The following is a 19,961-nucleotide window of genomic DNA, read 5'->3' on the forward strand; positions in this document are numbered from 1 at the left end:
CAGCGTTAAAAGCCCACCGACGGAGCAAGGCTTCGGGTATAATCTGCGGCGTTTTTCCCCAACTCTTTCGGTTAAAACTATGTCTCGAGCTCCCCGCACAGCCTTATTACCCGCAGAATGGCGTGCCAGCGCATCGCTTTCCGGCGTGTATGCGCTGCGTATGTTGGGCATGTTTTTGGTGTTGCCCGTGTTAGCGCTGTATGCCAAAGAGCTGCCGGGCAGCACGCCTGGGTCGGGCGGCTTAGCGATTGCGGTGTATGGCTTGACGCAGGCGCTGTTTCAGTTGCCGCTCGGTATGCTTTCCGACAAGCTGGGGCGCAAAAAGGTAATTTACCTCGGCCTGGTGGTGTTTGCTTTGGGCAGTTTTATTGCCGCTGCGGCAGATAGCGTTACCTGGCTGCTCATCGGCCGGGCGATTCAGGGTGCCGGTGCAGTGAGTGCGGCAGTTACCGCGCTTTTGGCGGACTTAACGCGTGAAGAAGTGCGCACCCGTGCCATGGCTTCGGTGGGGCTTACCATCGGCCTCACTTTTGCTGTCAGTATGGTGGTTTCGCCACTGCTTACCCGCTATATCAATGTTTCCGGCCTATTTGCGCTCACCGGCGCGTTGTGTGTGCTGGCTATAGGTGTGGTGGCTTGGATTACGCCCAATCCGCAGCGAGGGAAGTTCCACGAAGATACGGAAATGCAAACTTCGCGGATCAGCGAGGTGTTGCGTAATAAACGCTTGATGCAGCTTAATTTCGGTATTTTCGCCTTGCAGGCGGTGATGATGGCGATTTTTGCCAGCCTGCCGATTGTGATGCGCGGCCTGGGGCTGCCCAAAGAGCAGCATTGGCAGCTTTATCTGCCGGCGGTATTGCTGGGATTGCTGTTGATGGTGCCGGCGATTGTGGTGGGCGAAACGCGCAATAAGCTTAAGCAAGTGTTTGTTGCTGGTATCGCGTTGATTGCGGCGGCTTTATGCGGTATTTATGCCGGCCAGGCTTCGCTTTTGGCCATCGGCATATCGCTGGTGGTGTATTTTGTCGGGTTCAATATTTTGGAAGCCAGCCTGCCGTCTATCGTGTCGAAAGTGGCGCCGACGGATTTAAAAGGCACCGCCATGGGCATGTATAACACGGCGCAATCCATCGGCGTGTTTGTGGGTGGCGCGGCCGGCGGGCGTTTGTTTGAACATTTCGGCTTGATCGGCGTGTTTGCCTTTTCTATGGTGCTTACGCTGGCCTGGTTGCTGATGGCCGCAGCGGCGCCCGCACCGGCTGCCGTACGCAATTTAGCACTGAGCATCTCGCCCATATGGCAGGGTTGCGAAGAGCGGCTCTTAGTCGTGTTGCAGCAGTTTGAAGGCGTGGAGGCAGCCAGCCTCAGCGCTGACCGTTCAACCGTTTATATCAAGGCGCGGCAGCAGGGTTTCGATGAAGCTGCAGCCAAACAGATTATTTTAGGAGGAAATCATGTTGAATAAAGTGATACTTATCGGCAACTTGGGGCGTGATCCCGAAGTGCGCTACCTGCCCAGCGGCGATGCTGTAGCCAATTTTTCTATTGCCACCAGCGAAAACTGGAAAGACCGCAACGGGCAGCGCCAGGAGCGTACCGAATGGCACAACATCAGTATGTTCGGCCGCTTGGCAGAAATTGCCGGCCAATATCTGAAAAAAGGCAGCAAGGTATATATTGAAGGCCGCATCCAAAGCCGCAAATACACCGGCAAAGACGGCATCGAGCGCACCGCCTACGACATCGTGGCCAACGAAATGAAAATGCTTGATGGGCGTAACAGCGGAAGCAGCCCCTACGAAGGCAGCGACCAATACGCAGCCGCACCCAGCAGCCCGCGTCAGCAATCCGCCCAAAGCTATAATGAACCGGCTTACGCTGCCGAGCCACCCGCTCCGCCTCGTCGCCAAGCTGTCGCACCTGCCCCGGCACCGATTGACGATATCGATGACGATATTCCCTTCTGAGTTACATATAAGAGAAATATGTAAAATATAACTCAAATATATTATATAGAGGCCTTTTAAAACAAGGCTTCTATTTTTTTTACATTAATCTTTACAAGTTACATTGAATTCGTTAGTATTTATATATATTGATTTTGTAAATTTAAGCATTATGTATAAATTAGAGACAGTCCTTTTCCCAAATGGAGAACGTTTTCCCCTTTTGGTTAACAAAGAAACAGGGATACCTGATTTCTATTCGACTTTATGGGTTACAGTAGAGCTACGTTACCGCTTTGCTGTGAATACGATTAGGAATAGATTAGGAGTTATACAATGGCTAATGGATTGGGAGCAAAATAATAAATTAACCATTAGTGATTTACTTCATAAAGAAGTCGCTCTAAACGAAGGTAAATTAGAGTCTCTCATTAGGCATATGAAGCTAAATGCAGTGAAACAAAAAAAAGCCGATTGTACGAAAAGAAAAGTTTTAACAAAAGGCCAAACTCAATTTATTGATATATCCTCATCTGTTTCTTTAAGCCATCAATATAATCGGTTAGCAGTACTTTCAAAGTATATTTTATTTTTGTCTAAAGTAATTAGCATTTCCGATAAATACCAGAAGAATTTAGCTAAATCGCTTTTGTCAATTAAAGCTGCAGAACCAAAGTATCATAAAAATTTATCTATAAGAACAGAGAGCGAATTACCTGATGGATTATTAGATGAATTTATGCTCATTGCTAATTTTTCTAATCCTAATAATCCATTTAAAGATATAGGTATAAAAAAAAGAAATCATCTGATGTTTATCTTGTTAAAGGAATTAGGAATAAGGAGAGGGGAGCTTTTATCAATACAAATCCCATTTATTGAGATAGGGACAGTTAGGCCATCTATTTTAATTAGACGGACTCATGATGATAAGTTTGATACAAGGAAAATACAGGCAGTTAGTAAAACTAAAGAAAGACGTCTTCCTATTTCGCAGAAAACAGCTCATTATATTGATGACTATATCATGAATTATCGTTCTAAAATTCCACACGCAAATAGTCATCCGTATTTGTTTGTAACACATCGGAAAGGGAAAACCCAAGGAAGCCCTATCAGTACGAGTTCATTTGATAATATCATTGTTCCAACAATGAAAAAGGTTGATACAAAATTTTCTATCATTCATCCACATATTTTCCGCCACGAATGGAACTTGGATTTTTCAAAAAAAGTAGATAGAAATAATCAAACTATAAATAATAATTTCTCCCATAAAGATTTTATTTCATCTGAGAAAGAAGCAAAAATAAGGCAACATATTATGGGACATACATCAGAAAAATCTGGGGATATTTATAATCAACGGTATATCCGAGAAAAAGCTAATAAAATATTATTAGAACTTCAAGCTGAGTTTCAGAAGAAGATTGATAATTATGGATAAAAATAAAAGTATTAGATGTTCAAGAGATGGATATGAGTTTGATGAAAATAAAAACTCTTGGCATATAAGTAAAGATATAAAAATTAATTTCTATAATGCTATATTGAGTATAGATAAGAAAACTTTAAATGGGTTTAGAAAGGCACTAGCAGTCTATGCTGAGAAATATTCTAGCTATCATACTATTAATATGTACAATAGATTTCATGAGTTGGTAGTTAATACGCAGCTAAAAACTATTGACACTCACACACTATTAAATTGGAAAACTAACTTAGGAAAAGAACGTGAATGGCATTTAGGTGCATTAAAAGGTTTTTTGCTCTCATGGAACGAGTACGGTTATTATGGAGTTGATAAAGCTGTTGTATCTTTACTTGAAAGCTTTACCTTGATTGGAAATGATAAAGGTAAATCGGTATTAATGAGATGCCCTTATACAGGGGCATTTACAGAAAATGAAATTTTGGCTTTAATGACAGAGCTGGCTAGACTTTGGAAAGAAGATCTTATTTCATTTGAAACATATGCATATATTCAATTACTTCAAGCTACCGCGAGAAGACCTATTCAAATTCGCCATTTAAAATTTGAAGACCTGAAAAAGGAAGCTTCTCAAGGAACATGGAATTATTTCCTAAACATCCCTAGTGCTAAAAAGAGAGGTGGGTTATTTAGAAAAACATTTAAAAAACTTGCCATCACAGAGGATTTGTATTTAGTTATATTAAATTTTGTAGAATATCAGTACAAAAAATTACTTAGTTTGATTGATGAATCAGTTATATCAGTTTACAAAATGAAATTACCAATTTTTATCGATTGGAAGACTCTTAATAATAATATAAGAAATAGGCATTTTGATCTTTCATTATTAGAAAAAGATATTTTTCATTACTCTGCTTCTTCATTAGAACAGAATGTATTATGAAAATTCTGTATACATCAAAAAGCTGTTTCAGAGCGGACAGGTGAAATTATTCATGTTAATGCAAGACGTTTTCGTCATACAAGGGGAACTAACCTAGGGAGAAAAGGAGTTGGTGCAGCGATTATAGCAGAACTACTAGATCACTCAGATACACAAAATGTGAAAGTATATACTGAAAATACAGCGGATACAGTTCAATATATTGATCGTGTTATGGGTGCTGAAATGGGAAAACTGGCCCAAGCATTTGTTGGTAGAATTATTTCTAATTTAAATGAAAGTGAAAGAGGATTTGATCCAACATCTTTAATAACTAATAACGGAGTAGATACTATAGGAGCATGTGGGACGAATGATTTTTGTATAACTGGCTATGAGACATGTTATTTATGCCCTAAATTTAGACCTTTGGTTGATGGTCCACATCAACAAATATTAAATAAACTATATAAAGAGAAAGAAGAACGTTTAAGAAGAACTAAAAGTATAGATTATGCATCTTCTAAGGATCGTATTATATTGGCTGTTGAATATGTTGTTCAAGCATGTAATGAAATGAAAAAAAATATGGATGCTCATTAATTATGAATAATACAATTTTTTTCCAAGTACATGAGAATCCAAAATCCAGTTTAGAAAATTTTATCACTTTCTGTAAAAACAAACTTACAGCTTTCGGAAGTAATTGTTGGGACAATAATCAATGGAGAGATACCTTTAATCTTCACAACATTCAAGTTCGTTTTTCCACAGATAGGGTTAAATCTACATCCTATCAATATGAGCCGTTATCTGAACCATTTATTGATTTTGCTAAAGCATACATTCGTTATGTTTATTCTCAGCAGCCAATTCGTCAATTATCACGGCATATGGAATCATTACGTATGGTTGAAATGGCTTTATACAATGTAAAAGGTAATTGCGATATATTACAACTCGATAATTTAGTCATTAATGAAGTTGAAACCATTGTATTGAAAAAATATAAAAAAGATACTAAATCAGTCAATAAATTAGGATATCAACTTGAGAAGTTGTTTGATTTTTGTCGTGAAAATGGTATTACTCCAAATTTGTCTTTATGGAATAACCCATATAAACGTCCTAGAGATTTAACGATATTGCTTGATGAAAGAGGAAAAGAATACCGTTCAAGTAAGATGCCAACAGATGAAGAAATGATGTTGGTTGCTAAACTCTTTCATGATGCACCAAATTTAGATAAAGAAACTGAGTATTATACAGCAGTTATGGCTCTACTTATGGTTGCTCCATCTCGTTGTTCTGAGTTGATGTCTTTATCTGTTAATTGCTTAGAATGGGAAGAAGATAGCTTAGGAAATAAGCAATTAGGTATTCGATGGATACCTGCAAAAAACGGAAAAGAGGGTTTGAAATGGGTTCCTAGTAGTATGCAAGATGTGATTATTGAAGCAGTCAAACGTTTAACAGATATAGGAGCTTTAGCAAGAAAAGCAGCAAAGTTTGCGGAAGAAAATCCTAACACGGTAATGATATCACCAGATCAAGGTATGCAAGTATCCCATTATTTATCTCAAAAACCTTTAACTGAAATAGAAATAGGTAAGGTTTTAGAAATTAATGGAAAGCATGGGATTAAAACTAAGTGGTTTAAAAAGTTAATGAAAGAAAATAGTGGCGTTATAACTCCTAATGTTTTAGGAAAATACTTATACGAAAAATATACCTCAAAATTCAATTACTGGCCATATATTGATAAAAATAAAAACGTTAAAGCTTCTGAAGTCTTATTATTATTCAGAGAAAATGAATTTCATAATGCTTTTCTCCCTAAAAAGTTCTCTTTTTTATTACCGACAGTAAATCTTATTAATGATAGATTCTGCTATTCTGATACACGTCCTAAAACATCATTATGGGAAAAGCATTGTATAACAACTTCGAAAGGGGAGTTTGTTAGATTACTATCACACAATGCAAGGCATTGGTTAAGTACAAAAGCTGAGAGAGGTGGAATGGATGAATTAACTTTAGCGAACTGGGCAGGGAGGGCTAGAATTGCAGATAATAAAGCTTATGATCACAGGACAGAAGAAGAAAAAAGTGAGGCAGTCCGGGATTTGTTAATTCCTGAGGATATCTCAATATTAGATAAAATACATTTAAATCTTCCAGTTACATATGAGGACGTAGGGAAAGATGGAGTGGGAATCACAACAATAACAGAAATAGGCATTTGTGAGCATGATTATGCAATGTCGCCATGTTCTCGCCATGGGGATTGTGAAACATGTAAAGAACTTATTTGTATTAAAGGATTAGAATCATCTTTAGAAATATTAAAACATAGAGAAATTCAGCTTACAGAGCAAATTAATAAAGCAAAAGAACACCATAAATTAGGAGCTTTTGGTGCAGATCGTTGGATAAGTAACCTAGGGTGGAGATTGGCGCATATAAGAACCAAAATTGCATTCTTGGAGAATAGTGAAATTTCAAATGGTACACTATTACGAGTACCTGACGAATATGATCCTTCACCAGTTAAGCTGACTTTATTGGAAAAAGGAATGAATATAGATGTTAAAAAGGCAGAAACGGCTAAACTAGATGATGATTTATATAGGTTAATGGAGATGTAGTATGCCTAAAATTCTTATTACAGAAGAAAATTTGGAAGATATCATCATGTTAATTAAGACCTGGGAGGGGAAGTTAACATGGAATTTATTTTGCTCTAAAGTTGCAGAGTTATTGAATATTAAGAGTATTGAGAGGCAGTCACTGGCTAATTATCCTGATATACAAAAAGCCTTTAGCCAACAGAAGCAAAAAATAAAAGAAGATGCAAAAAAAGAACCAGTACCAAATGTAACGATGGATTATTTGCTAAAACAAGTTAATAATTTGAAGGCTCAGGTACAACTCTTGGAAGAAATTAATGAGCGATATAAACAGCAATTTATTGTATGGCAATATAATGCATATATGCATGGAATGACACAAGATACACTAAATAAACCTCTTATTGCTGTTAACCGGCAGCATAGATAAAGAGGCTGACGTAGATTAGCCCTAAATTCCACATGATCTCTCGGTAACCTTCAAAAGCTATATCGGCAAGGTTGCTGGTAAAAAAGCAGAATGAGTGATTATTATCTGGTTAATATCAAAAATATTTGAGCCACCAAAGGATTACCTAAATACGGATTTTATTGAATAAATTTCCTGATTTATTTTATGATTTTAGGAACAATTTTTCCAGTTGTATTATTCATACGGTACTGATTGATTGTGCCGTTAATAATATATTCTGCAGCTTTTTCTATTACATCCAATTCGACATCGAACCATTCGTGCGGGATGTAGATTTTTCCATTCTTTCCAATCAAACGAATATTCACTCTTTGCGCAGCAAAGAAAGCATGTAATAAACGCTCGAATGTATGAGGATTGATGTTGCGGCATTCAAACGACAATACGGGTACCACTTTGCTTTCTAAAAAAGCTGTATCGTTTTCGGCATCAGCAATTCGCGCCTCCACAGTCCCTGTGGTAAAACCGATTTTGTACAAATTTCTATATGTGGCAAATTCCGGTTTAGGTTGAAGCAGGCGGACGACATAAAGTTGTCCTGTCACCAAGTCCTGTGGGGAGTTGGCAGTCAGGATATCAGGTAATAATTCTGCACTACTCAGCATAATTTTTTTACCATTTCCATCTTTATAGACAGCGCGGGCGAGTGAACGGGTCAGGATGTTGGATTCCGTCCCGTTTTCATAAATAACGCGCAACCGTCTGTTTCCTCTTGTACTTTTCCTGTCTTCCGTCTCTGCAAAATCAGCGACGTAACACAAAGCTCCGTGTAGTAGGAACACATCGCCCGGCTGCAGGAAGGTTTCCGTTTTTAGGCGTTCGAAGTGGGCTTCGCCGTGTTTGAGCATATGGTGGATCTGCTTAAACCAAGCTTCAAACCGCCAAAAATCTGTACACGGTTTTCGTACTGCATTGTTTTCATCCTCATAGGGAGATCCATTTGCTGCCCGCTGCGGGATATGTTCCATCCGGAAAATATCCGTATTGCCCACGTCGAGCAGGTTTAAATCGTCATTGTTGAAGATGTCTTCCAGCGTAACCACATTTTCAGCTTTGCAGCATTCCGTTTTTTCAGACGGCCTTAGCAAATTGAGCGTATCGTATTGTCGGAGGGTTTCACAATGCTGTTTGTTGTTCAGCAAGGCTTGCCATTTCCTATCTAAAATTTTCTCATCCAAATTTCCATCATTGTTCGGCAAACGTCCATGTCGTCTGAAAAACGATTCGACTTCTTTGAATGTTTGCAAAACCATTGCATTTTCATCGGCTTTGGGTGCAATCGGTTTGACATCGGCAAGCAGGCCTAAATCATCGTGATTGAAAATATCGTCCAAGCTGATGATTATGGAATCAACGCGCATACCTTTTAGCAACATATTCAGCCCCTTGCCATACGTTCCGCTTTTTGGCGGCGGATATAGATTAAGGCCTCGCCCATGCGTTTTTCCAAGGGGTCGTCTGAATCTTTGTCAGGCATCCGATTGTTGTTGCGGACAAATTCATTGATACGCGGCCACAGCATAGCGGCTTCATCTTCCGTCATTTGAATGCGGTCTGCCTGTACATAATCCTGAATCGCTTTCAACAGCGGCGCGTCCACATTTTTGGACAAGACTTCATATGCGTCTCTGAAAGGATTGACTTCGCGGATTAAATCCACATTCAACCTGTCTACATTGATAAATTTTTCGCCGACTTTGATAAAACGGTTGTCAGCAGTTTTGACTTCACCTGTTTGCGGGTTTTTGATTTGCGCATTGTCAGGTAAATCACGTTCCCTGACGGTTTCTTCGACGGAATAACTCTGTCCAGCTTCTTGCAACTTAACCGTATCGACAAAAAAATCTCCTTGTCTGATATAGGTTTTTTCGCCTTCGATAAGCGCGTTGTCGGGCAAATCCTTGCCGTCTTTGATGCCGCCGCCCTGGGTTACCGCCATTTTGGTCAGTGTCCCTTGCACGATTTGGTCTTGCTCTTCTGCCGACAGCTCGGGATAACGGCAGGCAACAATTTTCGGCAGGGCGGTTTCATTGACGGCAGAGGCAGGCGTGTCTTCCTGAATATAGCGTTTGGCATTTTGCGTATCCTGTACCAACGCAGCGATAAGGTCGTCTGAATCCTTATTCAGAATATCGACGACTTTTTTAGAGGCGGGCAGCGTCGTATCGTCGATAAGCACATCCCCCGGATTGGGTGTTTCTCCTGGTTTCATGTCCGAACGTCGGCGGAACGTGATATTGGGTGCCAATACCTGCTCCATCAGCAACGACAGCGTAATCGCCTTCAAAAGATTATTGACCGACACTTGGACATCTTCATCTGCCGCATCGGGCTGCGCAATCAGATTGGTAAATTGAGCATGGGTTTTGCCCTCGCAATCCCGGGTGGCGCGACCGATAATTTGGACGACTTCCGTCATCGAGCTGCGGTAGCCTATGGTCAGTACATGCTCGCAATAAGGCCAGTCGAACCCCTCCTTCGCCATACCCAGCGCAACAATAATATCCATATCATCGCGTGATTTGATATTGCGTAAATATGCCTGGATTAAAGAACGGTCGGATGTTTTACGGTCGTCCACCAAGTCCGCCAGTTTCAGCAGCCTGCCGTCATGGGCTTTGACCGTGATGATGCCTGTTTCGCGGTCTTTGTCCACAAATTCGCCCAAGGTGTCGATGATGTGGTCGACAGCCGAATACTTATCGACCGCCGCTTCGCCCGAATTGACGTTGGGAATATGGATAATCGTCTTTTTCGACGGATCGAGCACTTCACCCAAAGCATCGAGATAGCGGCCTTGGTAGAAGTGGTAGCCCAATCCCAGAGATTTCAAATATCGGTAGCCGTTGAGTTGTTCGTAGTAGGTGTAAGTTACTTTTTCAAACTTGGCTTCGTCTTCTTCACTCAAAATCGGCACGGCGTCGCCTCGGAAGTAAGAGCCGGTCATGGCGATAATATGAGCTGAGGAGTTGTTCATGATTTCGTCCAAGACTGCGCCCAAGCGGTTGTTTACTTCCGCAGAAACATGATGAAACTCGTCAATTGCCACCAGCGTATCATTAAATGCCCCGACATCTGCGAGTTTGTCGAAAGCAAAGCGGAAAGTCGCATGGGTGCAGACCAAAACTTGGTCGTTGCCGCGCATAAAGCGGATAAAGGCATCCACTTTGCCTTGGTCTTTATCGTCGCCGCTGCCGGTGCAGAGATTGTTTTCCGGCTTGACGCGCCAATCGGCAAAAAAGCCGTGTTTCGCCAATTCGGTATCGGCAAACGAGCCGCCGATGGACATTTCGGGTACGGCGATAATCGCTTTTTTGATGCCTTGATGGGCCAGCTTGTCTAAAGCCAAAAACATCAGCGCGCGGGATTTGCCTGAGGCGGGCGGCGCTTTGAGCAGCAGATATTGCGCGTCGCGTTTGGCAAACGCTTTGGCCTGCATTTCGCGCATGCCCATATTGTTTGGTTTGGTGCTGTTGCCGGTTTGTCCGTATTCGACGTGGAGCAGGGGGATAGTCAAGATATTTTCCTTTTAAAGACGGTGATGTCGGGGCAAAGATGCCGTTTTACGGCGTTGTTTGGCCGTTGACGGCTTTTTCGTATAAGTCAAACAAAAATTCTACGCGCTCCATGCCGTCTGAAAAGGGTTTGGCGCGGTAGAGGCGGTCAACGGCGGCATCGAGGCGGAGATGGGCTTCTTTGAGTGGCGGCGGCATTTTGTCGGGGTCGTAGAGTTGTGCGAGGGTTTGGTCGGGGGAGTCGGCGCGGATAAGCAGGATGTCTTCGGCAAGCGCGGCTATGTGAGATTTTTCAGCATCGTCGGCTTGCCGATTGTGCATACGCCAGGACAAGACAATGCCCCTGCCGTATTGGAAGCCGACATCGCCAAACTACCGTTTTACACCTATTGGCACACCGCCTGCGCTTCCGATGTACACCGGTTAGCAGACGGCTCACACGCCGTGAACCTTGCAGACTGGGAAGCTTTCTGCCAACGGTTGGTATTGACCGGCAGATAGGCAGGCAAAAAGTGCAGGCTGTTTTTTTATCATCACAACCCTGTTTCAGACGGCCTAAAAAGCAGCCTGCACCTTGTTTTTTATTGTCAGATCACCAGAAACCGAGTATCCCATGCCCCAAACCTATTTCACCGCCGACTGGCACTTCTCCCATCCCAACATCGCCCGATACTGCCCGCAATTCCGCCTGCAAAGCGATAAAGCCGACGAGCTGAACGAATACCTGATCGACTGCTGGAACCGCGTCGTTACCCCGCAAGACACTGTGTACAACCTCGGCGATGTCTGCTTTGCCAAAAAGCCCGCACACATCGAAGCCGTGCTGCAACGGCTCAACGGGCAGCATCATTTGATCTACGGTAACCACGACTACCTGATTCGGCAAAACGAAGCACATTTCCTCAACACGCGCAAAGCCGACGGCCATCCATTGCTCTCGTCCGCCAGCCATTACCTACGGCTCAAACTGCCCGAAATCGGCAATACCGCGATTTTGTGCCACTATCCCTTATACGAATGGGACGGCATCCACCACGGCCTATACCACCTCTACGGCCATCTGCACGACCGCATGGCTGCCGTCAAAGGACGCGCCCTCAATGTCGGCTGGGATATGCACGGCCGTTTCCTGACCGCACAAGATATTGACGGCTTCCTGCGCGACCTCCCTGCCGTGCAGTATTTCGACGACAAACAAAACGTTATTGTCGGCAACAGCACGGAAGATGCGGCTGCAAAAGTTCGGGCGAGATTGGCAGCATTGAATGAATGAGCTTTTTTTAGAAATGAATTTTCAAGTAGCCTTGAATGGTGCAGGCTGCCTGAAAAACAGTCAGCAAATTTCAGACGACCTTTTTGCTGCGTGTAGCAAATTAGGCATAACTTAGCTTGCACATACCCGTTTAAAAATAAGGTCATCCCATCCTTTTGAGCCGCATGGTTGCAAACCGTTTGACAAAATTATCTTAAAGCTATAATATTTGTTATATATAATTTTTATTATATATTTTTATTTTTAGATGAATCACTCTCAAACAAGGAGCAATTAAATGAAACGGAACTTAGGTACTTTGGATCGCGCTCTCCGCATTGTCATTGGGGTAGCCTTAATTGCCGCCGCTGCGACCGGTCAAATCGGCTGGTGGGGTTGGTTGGGCATCATCCCGCTGGCTACCGCTTTGATAGGAAGCTGCGCGTTGTACAGCTTATTGGGCATCAATACCTGCCACATCAACAAAAAATAAAGAAAGCAAAACATGAGTAAAGAAGGACAACTTCCACGGATTACTCCTGAGGAAGCGGCAGCGAAAATTCGTGAGGGTGCGTTGGCAGTGGACATTCGCAGCCAAGCAGAATATCGGGGCGGGCATATTGGCGGCGCATTGTCCCTGCCACCGGAGCGACATCGTGAAAAACTGCCCGACAACACCGCGCCCTGTCTGATTTTTTATTGCTTAGGCGGCAAGCGCACGGCGCAGGCGGAAGCAGCATTGGCGGAACTTGGTCGGGGACGCGAGTGCTACATTCTTGAAGGCGGTTTGCAGGCATGGAAAGCCGCAGGTCTCCCCATAATCGCCGAACATGCCGCGCCGGACATCATGCGGCAGGTGCAAACCATCGCGGGCGGGTTGGTTCTGTTCGGCGTGTTGGTAGGTTGGCTGGTGTCGCCTTGGTTTTATCTGATAGATGCGCTAGTCGGCGCAGGCCTGTTGACAGCCGGTTTAACCGGATTCTGCGGCATGGCACGACTACTGGCCAAAATGCCATGGAACCGCTAAACAGAGGTCGTCCGAAAGTTGCCGCTGCGGCAGTTATGACTGATAATGCGACCTTCACATTTGCCGAAAAGGGCAAACCATGACCACTGCCGATAATCAACCGCCCTACGAAGAAGCCGCTGCCTTTCTTAAACTTCTGGCAAACCCCCATCGCCTCGCCGTACTATGTAAGCTGCACGAAAGACCGCACAATGTAACCGAACTGGCTGAATCATCCGGCCTGCCTCAAGCGGCGATGTCCAGCCAATTAGCCCTGTTGCGCGAGGCCGGATTGGTGTCTTTTGAAGTGAACCACCGAGAGCGGCAATATTACATTGCCGATTCACGAGTCAACGAGATGATACAGCTGCTGTATTCCTTTTTCTGTGCAGGAAAAGATTGAAATGTGGTTGTACTGCCTTGGACAGACTATCCGGAAAAATTAGCCTAAAAGGTCGTCTGAAAATTTTTCAGACGACCTTTTTGTTGTGTTTAGTAATCTACCCTTTGCACTATTGCCTAATGAACCTGAGACCTTTGCAAAATTCTCCAAATCCCCTAAATTCCCACCAAGACATTTAGGGGATTTTCTATGAGCATCTTCTTCCGGCAAACCGCACAAGCCATGATTGCCCAACATATCGACTGCTTCCCGCTGTTGAAGTTGGAGCAGATGATTGATTGGTTCGGCAACCGTTTGGATGAAGGTATGGTTGCCCGAAAGCTGCTGAACGGCACGCAGGAAGGGCTGTACGCCAGCCAAAGCTACGCCGCGCAACACGGCACGCCGAAAACGCCCAAGGATTTGCCCGCCCACAAACTCATTGGCTACCGTTTTATCTCGTCCAACAAAATCGAGCCGCTGGTGATTGTGCAAAACGGGCAGGAAACCGCCGTGGAAATGGATACGCCACTTATCTGCAACGACCCTGAAATCTTATTGGATGCCACCCGCCAAGGCTTGGGTATTGGACGGGCGTTTACCCACAATATGCAGCAACAGCCCGACCGCACGGATTTTGTGCCCGTGCTGCAAAAGTATTGGCGGCAGTATCCGCCGTTGTATCTTTATTATCTGCAACACAGCCAGCGGACGAAAAAGGTGCAGGCGGTGATTGAGTTTTTGCTGGAGAAAACGGCGCAATACCGTTGAAGTTGGGCAGACTGAAAACGGACGAAGCGGGAAGCGGCAAAGCCAAATTTCAAAAGCAGCCTGCACTTTGTTGATGGAAGTGCAGACTGCTTTTTATTTGGGGCTGTACTAGATTAGCAGATATGTTACCCTCGAAATATGAAGATAACACACTGCAAATTAAGGAAGAAAGTACAGAAAGAACTGCTCCGCTTTTTTGTACTCGAAGTTACCGCCCGTTCTGCCGCCGATATTTTGGGTATCCATCCCAATTCGGCAGCCCTGTTCTACCGCAAAATCCGTATGGTCATCAGCCATCATTTGGCCTTGGCTGCCGATGAGGTTTTCGATGGCTCTGTCGAATTGGACGAAAGCTATTTCGGCGGACGGCGTAAAGGCAGACGTGGTCGCGGTGCGGCAGGAAAAGTGGTTGTCTTTGGCATTCTGAAACGCAACGGACGGGTCTATACCGTTGTGGTGGATAATGCCAAGTCCGATACTTTGATGCCTGTTATCAAACAGAAAATCATGCCGGACAGTATTGTTTATACCGATAGTCTGAGCAGTTACGACAAGTTGGACGTGAGCGGTTTTATCCATTACCGCATCAACCATTCCAAGGAATTTGCAGACCGCCAGAACCACATCAACGGCATTGAGAACTTTTGGAATCAGGCAAAACGCGTCTTACGCAAGTACAACGGAATCGATCGCAAATCTTTCCCGCTGTTCTTGAAAGAATGCGAATTTCGATTTAACTTCGGCACACCATCCCGGCAGCTTAAAATCTTGCGGGAGTGGTGTGGAATTTAGGGCTAATCTAGTACAGCCCCTTTTATTTTTCAGGTAGCCTTTTCAGACGACCTCTACCCGCAGCGCATCCACAATCAACTTAAACACATTCGAATGCCCGCGGCGGCTGGGGTAATAGAGGTAAAGCGGTTCGTAAGTCATCGCATACTCAGGCAACAGCTCGACCAGGTGCCCCGAATTGAGTGCATCTGCCACGCTCATATGTGCCACCCATGCAATGCCGAGGCCGTCTGAAACGGCTTGCAGGCGTAGATGGTTGTTGATGGAAAACTGCGATTTGGGCGTGAATGTAATCAGCTCTTTTTTGTATTTGAATTCCCACTGCATCACCGTGCCGTGTTCGGCGGAGAGCTTCGTGCCGATAAGGCGGTGCTGCTGCAAATCGTCAATATTTTTCGGCGAACCGTGTTGCGCCAAATAATCGGGCGAGGCGACCAACGCCATTTTGAGCGGTGCGGAAATTGGCACCGCAATCATCTCTTTCGCTACATCGTTGCCTAACCGTACGCCCATATCAAACCCTTCTTTCACAATATCTGCCCAACGATCGTCCACCACGATTTCCAAGCGGATTTTCGGGTATTGGTTCAAAATCGGCTTTAATTTCGGGTATAACACCGCTTCCGCCGCCAGCGTCGGAGCATTGATACGAATCAGCCCCGATGGTGTATTCAAAAAGTCATTTAACGCATCGACTTCTTGGTTTATGGCTTGATAAAGTGGAGAAAGTTGGTCGAAAAGCTGCTGCCCCGCTTCGGTCAGCGACACATTGCGCGTAGTGCGGTTGAGCAGGAGCAGGTTCAGCCGCGTTTCTAGATTTTTCATGCTGTGGCTCAACGCCGAAGAAGAAATCCCCAAAAGCTGCCCCGCTTTCACAAAACTCTGCGTTTGCGCCAGCGTCAAAAAATAATTCAGCTCGTTAAAGTTCTGCATTTTCCTACCCCGTTTTAGGTGATTAGTGAATTTAATTCACGACATCATAAAACCAAACCTAATTTATCTCAATAAAAACACGGGCTAAAATGGCTACACTTTCATGAGAACAAACAGGAGACAATATCATGCAAAACATCAAATTAAACAAAGGCGTACAAATTCCTGCACTTGGTTTCGGCGTATTCCAAATTCCGCCTGCAGAAACCGAACAGGCCGTGATTGCCGCCATCAAGGCAGGCTATCGCCACGTCGACACGGCACAGATTTATATGAATGAAACCGAAGTCGGTTTGGGGATTAAAAACAGCGGCGTGGCACGCGAAGAATTGTTTGTTACCACCAAAATTTGGGTGGAAAATTTCGGCTACGAAGCCGCCAAAGCCTCGTTGGATCGTTCATTGGGCCGTCTGAATTTGGATTACATCGATATGGTGCTGATTCATCAGCCTTACGGTGACAGCTACGGCACATGGCGCGCGCTGGAAGAATATCAGGCAGCCGGCAAAATCTGCGCCATCGGCGTGAGCAATTTTTCGCTCGTACGCGCGGTGGATTTGGGACTATTCAATAAAGTGATGCCGCAAGCCAATCAGATTGAAATCAATCCGTTCCAACAAAAAACCGAAGCCGTTGCCGCTTTGCAGGCTGAAGGCATCGCCGTGGAAGCATGGGCACCGTTTGCTGAAGGCAAAAACGATATTTTCCACAATCCCGTGTTAAGCAAAATCGGTGCGAAATACGGCAAATCTGTGGCACAAGTGATTACCCGCTGGCTGGTGGAACGTGGCATCATTGTATTGGCAAAATCCACCAAACCCGAACGCATGGCGGAAAACCTGAATGTCTTTGATTTTGCTCTCAGTGATGAAGACAAAGCCGAAATTGCCAAACTGGACGGCACGTTCGACGCTATCGTCAATCACGACACGGTGGATAATTTGAAACGTATCGCCGCGTGGAAAATGGACGTGTAAGTGTAGCGAAAAACCATCTGCAATTCATCATATGAAAGGACAAAACATGATTAACGGGTTAGATATCGAACGTTTCCGAACTACCATGGCAGCGATTGAAAACGACCATACAAAAGGCAAGGCAGCATTGCGCGCCGATTCGCGCTGGGTATCCGGCACGAAGAACGAAATCTCCGTGCGCCGCTTCCCTGCCTTTACCACAGACGAACCGAAAAACATGGGCGGTGAAAACGCCGCCCCAAGTCCGATGGAATACCTGATCGGTGCTGCTGCAGGCTGCTGCGCCATAGGTTTCGAGTTGCAAGCAGCACAAGCAGGCGTGGAACTGGAACAGTTTGAAATATCCGCAAGCGGCGGTATCGACATGGCCAAACTGTGCGGCATGGAAGATGGCTACGGCGGACTGGATAATCTGGTGCTAACCGTAAAAGTAAAAGCCGATGCCGACCTTCCTACCCTGCAAAATTTCGCCGACCGCTCCGCCGCCACCTCGCCAGTGTTGAACAGCCTGAAAGCGCGGGCAAAAGTGGTTGTGGAAAAAATCTAGACGACTCAAAACGTTTTCTTGTTTTCATTTCGTTAAAAGCCCCTTTTCTGGACAACTAGAAAAGGGCTTAATCGCTCAAAGGAGGACATGACATGCAACAACTGCACACTTTGAAAGACATCGAACAGGCCATCGCCACACACCCTTTAGTATCACTGTACATCAAAGCCCCAATCTGCGGTGTTTGTACGGTCGTGGCCGCCCAGCTTGACTCAGCTTTGGCGGAGGAAGGAAATGTGTATGCCGTAAAAGCCGATATTGCTGAAATACCCGAAATGGCCGGACGTTTCCACGTGCTGACCGCACCTGCATGGCTGCTGTTTTATCAAGGCAAGGAAGTAGAACGGATGGCCCGCTTCATCCCTCAGGCACAAATGAAGCAGACATTGGCAAAATGGACAAAAGTAGCAGAAAGCGGACATCAGTAACTGGTCTATCAATGTTTCAGACGCCCTATCAGGCTACCTGAACCCTCAAAATCACCCCCCGTTCTGCTTCCCTTCCAGCATCTCCCACCGTTCCAATTTCTCCAGCAGCAGCGTTTCGATTTCCTCCGCGCGCGCTTGCAGGCTGCCGGCTTTTTCGTAGTCTTTGAAGATTTCGGGGTCGGAAAGTTGGGCGTTTAAATCGGCCTGTTCGGCTTCCAGCGCGGCGATTACATCTCGGCAGACAACCCGCACTGGGCATCACAGCGGTGGATTGAGCGCATCCATATGGCGCAAGCCTTCGCCGACTGTGTCAACCGCCATGGCGGCGATGCCAGCGTCGTGCGGTTTCATGACATAGACATACACAGTAATAGCCACTTTGCCTTATGCCAACCTGTTGCTGATGCACCGCCGCAGCCGCTATGATGCGGCCAGCTTCATCAGCAACGGTGAGCGGCGCCAAGACAAACAATACACCGCTGTTGTCGCGCTGGGCTTTCCGCGCTGGCAGTGGCACGGCATTTACCCCGAACTGCGCTTCAAGCACACCGTAAACCGCAGCAATGCCGACTACTACCGCTATCGGCAAAACGAAGTGCTCGTGAACCTGCGTTATCGGTTTTAATTGTTTAATGGTTCTTTAATCGAAAAAAATCCATCATTGGTGAAACCCAGTGAAATAAATATAAGGGGTCTGTGAGATAAATGGGATTAAGTTGGATGAGGATGGATGAAGGGGGATAGGAAATTTGTAACAACGTTGCACTGGGTGCAACAAAACGGAGCGGGCGAATTTGCCCGCTTTTTTATTTTCAGACACCCCGTACCAAAGCATCGAGGGTGACATCCAGCAGGCGGGATTCGGCACCGGCCTGAAGTGTACCGCCTTTGCTCATTGGCAGGTAGGGGCGTGCCGGGATTTTGACCTGTTTGACCCTGCGGAAGCCGTCGCCGACTTTGAATACCAGATAGGGTTTGTTTTTGGCTTTGACCGTGCCGCCGAACTGGTGGATGGCGGCGTAGGGTTTGTTGGTGCCGAAGCGGGCGAAGTTGCTGCCGGAGGCGGTGTGGATGCTGGCGGCCAGTTGTCCGCTCTTTTGCAGGATTTTGCCGCCGCGCGTATTGGCCGGCCATTTTTGACCGCCCCAACTTTCGGATTCGAAGTTGTCTTCGGTGATGCTGAGCAGTTCGGCGGCAATGGCTCGCATCATCGGGCGCGGGTGGCGGGCGTTGCGCAACAGCTGTCCGAGGCCGCGTTGCAGGTCGCTGTCGTCCAGGCTGATTTCCAGCATCGTCATCCTTTCAATAGATTAATTACCCAAGCCAGCTGGGCGGCATTGAGTGATGGAAACAAAACGCGGAGACGGCGGCGCGTCGAAATATTTTAGCAACAAACAGCAAATTATTTTTTATTTCCCTCTTCGGTGCCGAGCATCGAACTAATCTACGCCGGCTTGCACGAGAAAAGTTCCCTGAGATGACATTCTCGACACTAGATCGCTCTGAGTGATCTGCATTATGAAATCAAAACAGGCATATCCTTCAGGAGATGCCTGTTTTACTAGTATCAGTCTCTCAGATATGCTTCTGATGAAGCAAGAAACTTTTTGAATTCACACACGAACATTGCCGCATTCAAGTTTTCGCTTAAACAGATCTGAGTGAGTACGATTTGACGGACAAAGCTTGAATGCTGCATCAACCTGATCATAGCCAAGCTGTCAGGCATAAACCTTTTTCCCAACCAGTTTTTGACTGTTCGCTCTGATACACCTGTCCAATGTGCAAGGTTTTTGACATTGACATGATTTTTCTGCAATTCTTTGTATAAAGCGCTTGAGAGTAACTCTTTCCACATATCTTCATTGATATTCTTCAAGGGAAGTTTTTTTCCATTTGAGTGCAACATTTTTCCTAACTGTTCCTTTATATTTTGTTAATCAATAAATT

At 45.2% G+C, this 19,961-nt stretch carries 23 protein-coding genes and 2 pseudogenes; 18 read left to right on the forward strand and 7 right to left on the reverse strand.

The features are described 5' to 3' along the window. The first annotated feature begins 79 nt into the window (after window positions 1-79). The 7 genes from CKV94_RS09755 to CKV94_RS09780 all read left to right on the forward strand — a co-directional run bounded on the left by CKV94_RS09755 (window position 80) and on the right by CKV94_RS09780 (window position 7,366). Window positions 80-1,468, forward strand: a complete 1,389-nt coding sequence (locus CKV94_RS09755) for an MFS transporter (protein ID WP_035579675.1) — start codon at window positions 80-82, stop codon at window positions 1,466-1,468. Next, window positions 1,455-1,970: a single-stranded DNA-binding protein gene (locus CKV94_RS09760; RefSeq protein WP_035579673.1), complete on the forward strand. Its 516-nt coding sequence runs from the start codon at window positions 1,455-1,457 to the stop codon at window positions 1,968-1,970. The genes CKV94_RS09755 and CKV94_RS09760 overlap by 14 nt, the downstream gene beginning before the upstream one ends. Before the next feature lie 151 nt (window positions 1,971-2,121). Next, window positions 2,122-3,396: a site-specific integrase gene (locus tag CKV94_RS09765; RefSeq protein ID WP_035579670.1), complete on the forward strand. Its 1,275-nt coding sequence runs from the start codon at window positions 2,122-2,124 to the stop codon at window positions 3,394-3,396. Beyond that, window positions 3,389-4,327, forward strand: a complete 939-nt coding sequence (locus CKV94_RS11505) for a hypothetical protein (protein ID WP_003821668.1) — start codon at window positions 3,389-3,391, stop codon at window positions 4,325-4,327. The genes CKV94_RS09765 and CKV94_RS11505 overlap by 8 nt, the downstream gene beginning before the upstream one ends. A gap of 48 nt (window positions 4,328-4,375) precedes the next feature. Further along, a complete protein-coding gene (locus CKV94_RS11515; RefSeq protein ID WP_223417341.1) occupies window positions 4,376-4,909 on the forward strand; it encodes a site-specific integrase in 534 nt (177 codons plus the stop codon). Between the two features lie 2 nt (window positions 4,910-4,911). Further along, entirely contained in the window at window positions 4,912-6,954 is a 2,043-nt protein-coding gene (locus tag CKV94_RS09775; RefSeq protein ID WP_003821667.1) for a hypothetical protein, read from the forward strand. 1 nt (window position 6,955) lies between these two features. Beyond that, complete coding sequence (locus CKV94_RS09780) at window positions 6,956-7,366, forward strand: hypothetical protein (RefSeq protein WP_003821665.1); 411 nt, start codon at window positions 6,956-6,958, stop codon at window positions 7,364-7,366. A 179-nt stretch (window positions 7,367-7,545) separates the two neighbouring features. Here CKV94_RS09780 and CKV94_RS09785 read toward each other — a convergent pair whose 3' ends face one another. Genes CKV94_RS09785 through CKV94_RS09795 form a run of 3 tightly spaced genes read right to left on the reverse strand, consistent with a single transcriptional unit; the run spans window position 7,546 to window position 11,244 of the window. Then, window positions 7,546-8,784, reverse strand: coding sequence for a GIY-YIG nuclease family protein (locus tag CKV94_RS09785; RefSeq protein WP_003821663.1), 1,239 nt, complete (start codon window positions 8,782-8,784; stop codon window positions 7,546-7,548). A gap of 2 nt (window positions 8,785-8,786) precedes the next feature. After that, window positions 8,787-10,925 carry a helicase-related protein gene (locus CKV94_RS09790; RefSeq protein WP_197696258.1) on the reverse strand — a complete coding sequence of 713 codons (2,139 nt, stop codon included), beginning with the start codon at window positions 10,923-10,925 and terminating at the stop codon, window positions 8,787-8,789. A gap of 46 nt (window positions 10,926-10,971) precedes the next feature. Then, the gene (locus CKV94_RS09795; protein WP_003821661.1) at window positions 10,972-11,244 is read right to left on the reverse strand and encodes a type IIL restriction-modification enzyme MmeI; all 273 of its coding nucleotides are present in this window, start codon (window positions 11,242-11,244) and stop codon (window positions 10,972-10,974) included. Here CKV94_RS09795 and CKV94_RS09800 point away from each other — a divergent pair. The 7 genes and pseudogenes from CKV94_RS09800 to CKV94_RS09830 form a co-directional block, all read left to right on the forward strand. Beyond that, window positions 11,215-11,424, forward strand: a pseudogene (locus CKV94_RS09800) (hypothetical protein); the annotation flags it as partial. The gene CKV94_RS09795 and the pseudogene CKV94_RS09800 sit on opposite strands and share 30 nt — an antisense overlap. 112 nt (window positions 11,425-11,536) lie before the next feature. Beyond that, a complete protein-coding gene (locus CKV94_RS09805) occupies window positions 11,537-12,196 on the forward strand; it encodes a hypothetical protein (protein WP_003821659.1) in 660 nt (219 codons plus the stop codon). A gap of 277 nt (window positions 12,197-12,473) precedes the next feature. Next, window positions 12,474-12,668 (forward strand): YgaP family membrane protein, encoded by a 195-nt coding sequence (locus CKV94_RS09810; protein ID WP_080543217.1) that lies wholly within the window; start codon window positions 12,474-12,476, stop codon window positions 12,666-12,668. A 12-nt stretch (window positions 12,669-12,680) separates the two neighbouring features. Next, on the forward strand, window positions 12,681-13,202 hold the full coding sequence (locus CKV94_RS09815; RefSeq protein WP_003821657.1) for a rhodanese-like domain-containing protein: 522 nt from the start codon (window positions 12,681-12,683) through the stop codon (window positions 13,200-13,202). A gap of 79 nt (window positions 13,203-13,281) precedes the next feature. Next, window positions 13,282-13,584, forward strand: a complete 303-nt coding sequence (locus CKV94_RS09820; protein WP_003821656.1) for an ArsR/SmtB family transcription factor — start codon at window positions 13,282-13,284, stop codon at window positions 13,582-13,584. A 189-nt stretch (window positions 13,585-13,773) separates the two neighbouring features. Continuing rightward, window positions 13,774-14,334, forward strand: a complete 561-nt coding sequence (locus CKV94_RS09825; RefSeq protein WP_003821654.1) for a LysR substrate-binding domain-containing protein — start codon at window positions 13,774-13,776, stop codon at window positions 14,332-14,334. Window positions 14,335-14,472: 138 nt separating this feature from the next. Further along, window positions 14,473-15,126: an IS1595 family transposase gene (locus tag CKV94_RS09830; protein WP_064086049.1), complete on the forward strand. Its 654-nt coding sequence runs from the start codon at window positions 14,473-14,475 to the stop codon at window positions 15,124-15,126. Between the two features lie 42 nt (window positions 15,127-15,168). On the opposite strand, the gene CKV94_RS09835 is transcribed toward CKV94_RS09830, so the two are convergent. Beyond that, a complete protein-coding gene (locus tag CKV94_RS09835; protein WP_095114615.1) occupies window positions 15,169-16,059 on the reverse strand; it encodes a LysR family transcriptional regulator in 891 nt (296 codons plus the stop codon). Window positions 16,060-16,187: 128 nt separating this feature from the next. Between CKV94_RS09835 and CKV94_RS09840 the strand changes: the two genes are divergently transcribed. From CKV94_RS09840 to CKV94_RS09850, 3 genes are all read left to right on the forward strand, one after another. Continuing rightward, complete coding sequence (locus CKV94_RS09840; RefSeq protein ID WP_003824814.1) at window positions 16,188-17,036, forward strand: aldo/keto reductase; 849 nt, start codon at window positions 16,188-16,190, stop codon at window positions 17,034-17,036. A 46-nt stretch (window positions 17,037-17,082) separates the two neighbouring features. Then, complete coding sequence (locus CKV94_RS09845) at window positions 17,083-17,583, forward strand: OsmC family protein (protein WP_223417298.1); 501 nt, start codon at window positions 17,083-17,085, stop codon at window positions 17,581-17,583. A 92-nt stretch (window positions 17,584-17,675) separates the two neighbouring features. After that, window positions 17,676-18,011: a thioredoxin family protein gene (locus tag CKV94_RS09850; protein ID WP_002641729.1), complete on the forward strand. Its 336-nt coding sequence runs from the start codon at window positions 17,676-17,678 to the stop codon at window positions 18,009-18,011. Window positions 18,012-18,062: 51 nt separating this feature from the next. On the opposite strand, the pseudogene CKV94_RS09855 reads toward CKV94_RS09850, so the two are convergent. After that, window positions 18,063-18,245: pseudogene (locus tag CKV94_RS09855) on the reverse strand (ABC transporter C-terminal domain-containing protein); the annotation flags it as partial. A gap of 145 nt (window positions 18,246-18,390) precedes the next feature. On the opposite strand from CKV94_RS09855, the gene CKV94_RS09865 reads away from it, so the two are divergent. Beyond that, entirely contained in the window at window positions 18,391-18,636 is a 246-nt protein-coding gene (locus tag CKV94_RS09865; protein ID WP_035579933.1) for a surface lipoprotein assembly modifier, read from the forward strand. A gap of 187 nt (window positions 18,637-18,823) precedes the next feature. Here CKV94_RS09865 and CKV94_RS09870 read toward each other — a convergent pair whose 3' ends face one another. Beyond that, window positions 18,824-19,303 (reverse strand): phage virion morphogenesis protein, encoded by a 480-nt coding sequence (locus tag CKV94_RS09870; RefSeq protein WP_035579936.1) that lies wholly within the window; start codon window positions 19,301-19,303, stop codon window positions 18,824-18,826. Window positions 19,304-19,578: 275 nt separating this feature from the next. Further along, the gene (locus CKV94_RS09875) at window positions 19,579-19,920 is read right to left on the reverse strand and encodes a helix-turn-helix domain-containing protein (RefSeq protein WP_003822222.1); all 342 of its coding nucleotides are present in this window, start codon (window positions 19,918-19,920) and stop codon (window positions 19,579-19,581) included. Window positions 19,921-19,961: the final 41 nt, after the last annotated feature.

The sequence above is a fragment of the Eikenella corrodens genome (assembly GCF_900187105.1).
Lineage (GTDB): Bacteria > Pseudomonadota > Gammaproteobacteria > Burkholderiales > Neisseriaceae > Eikenella > Eikenella corrodens.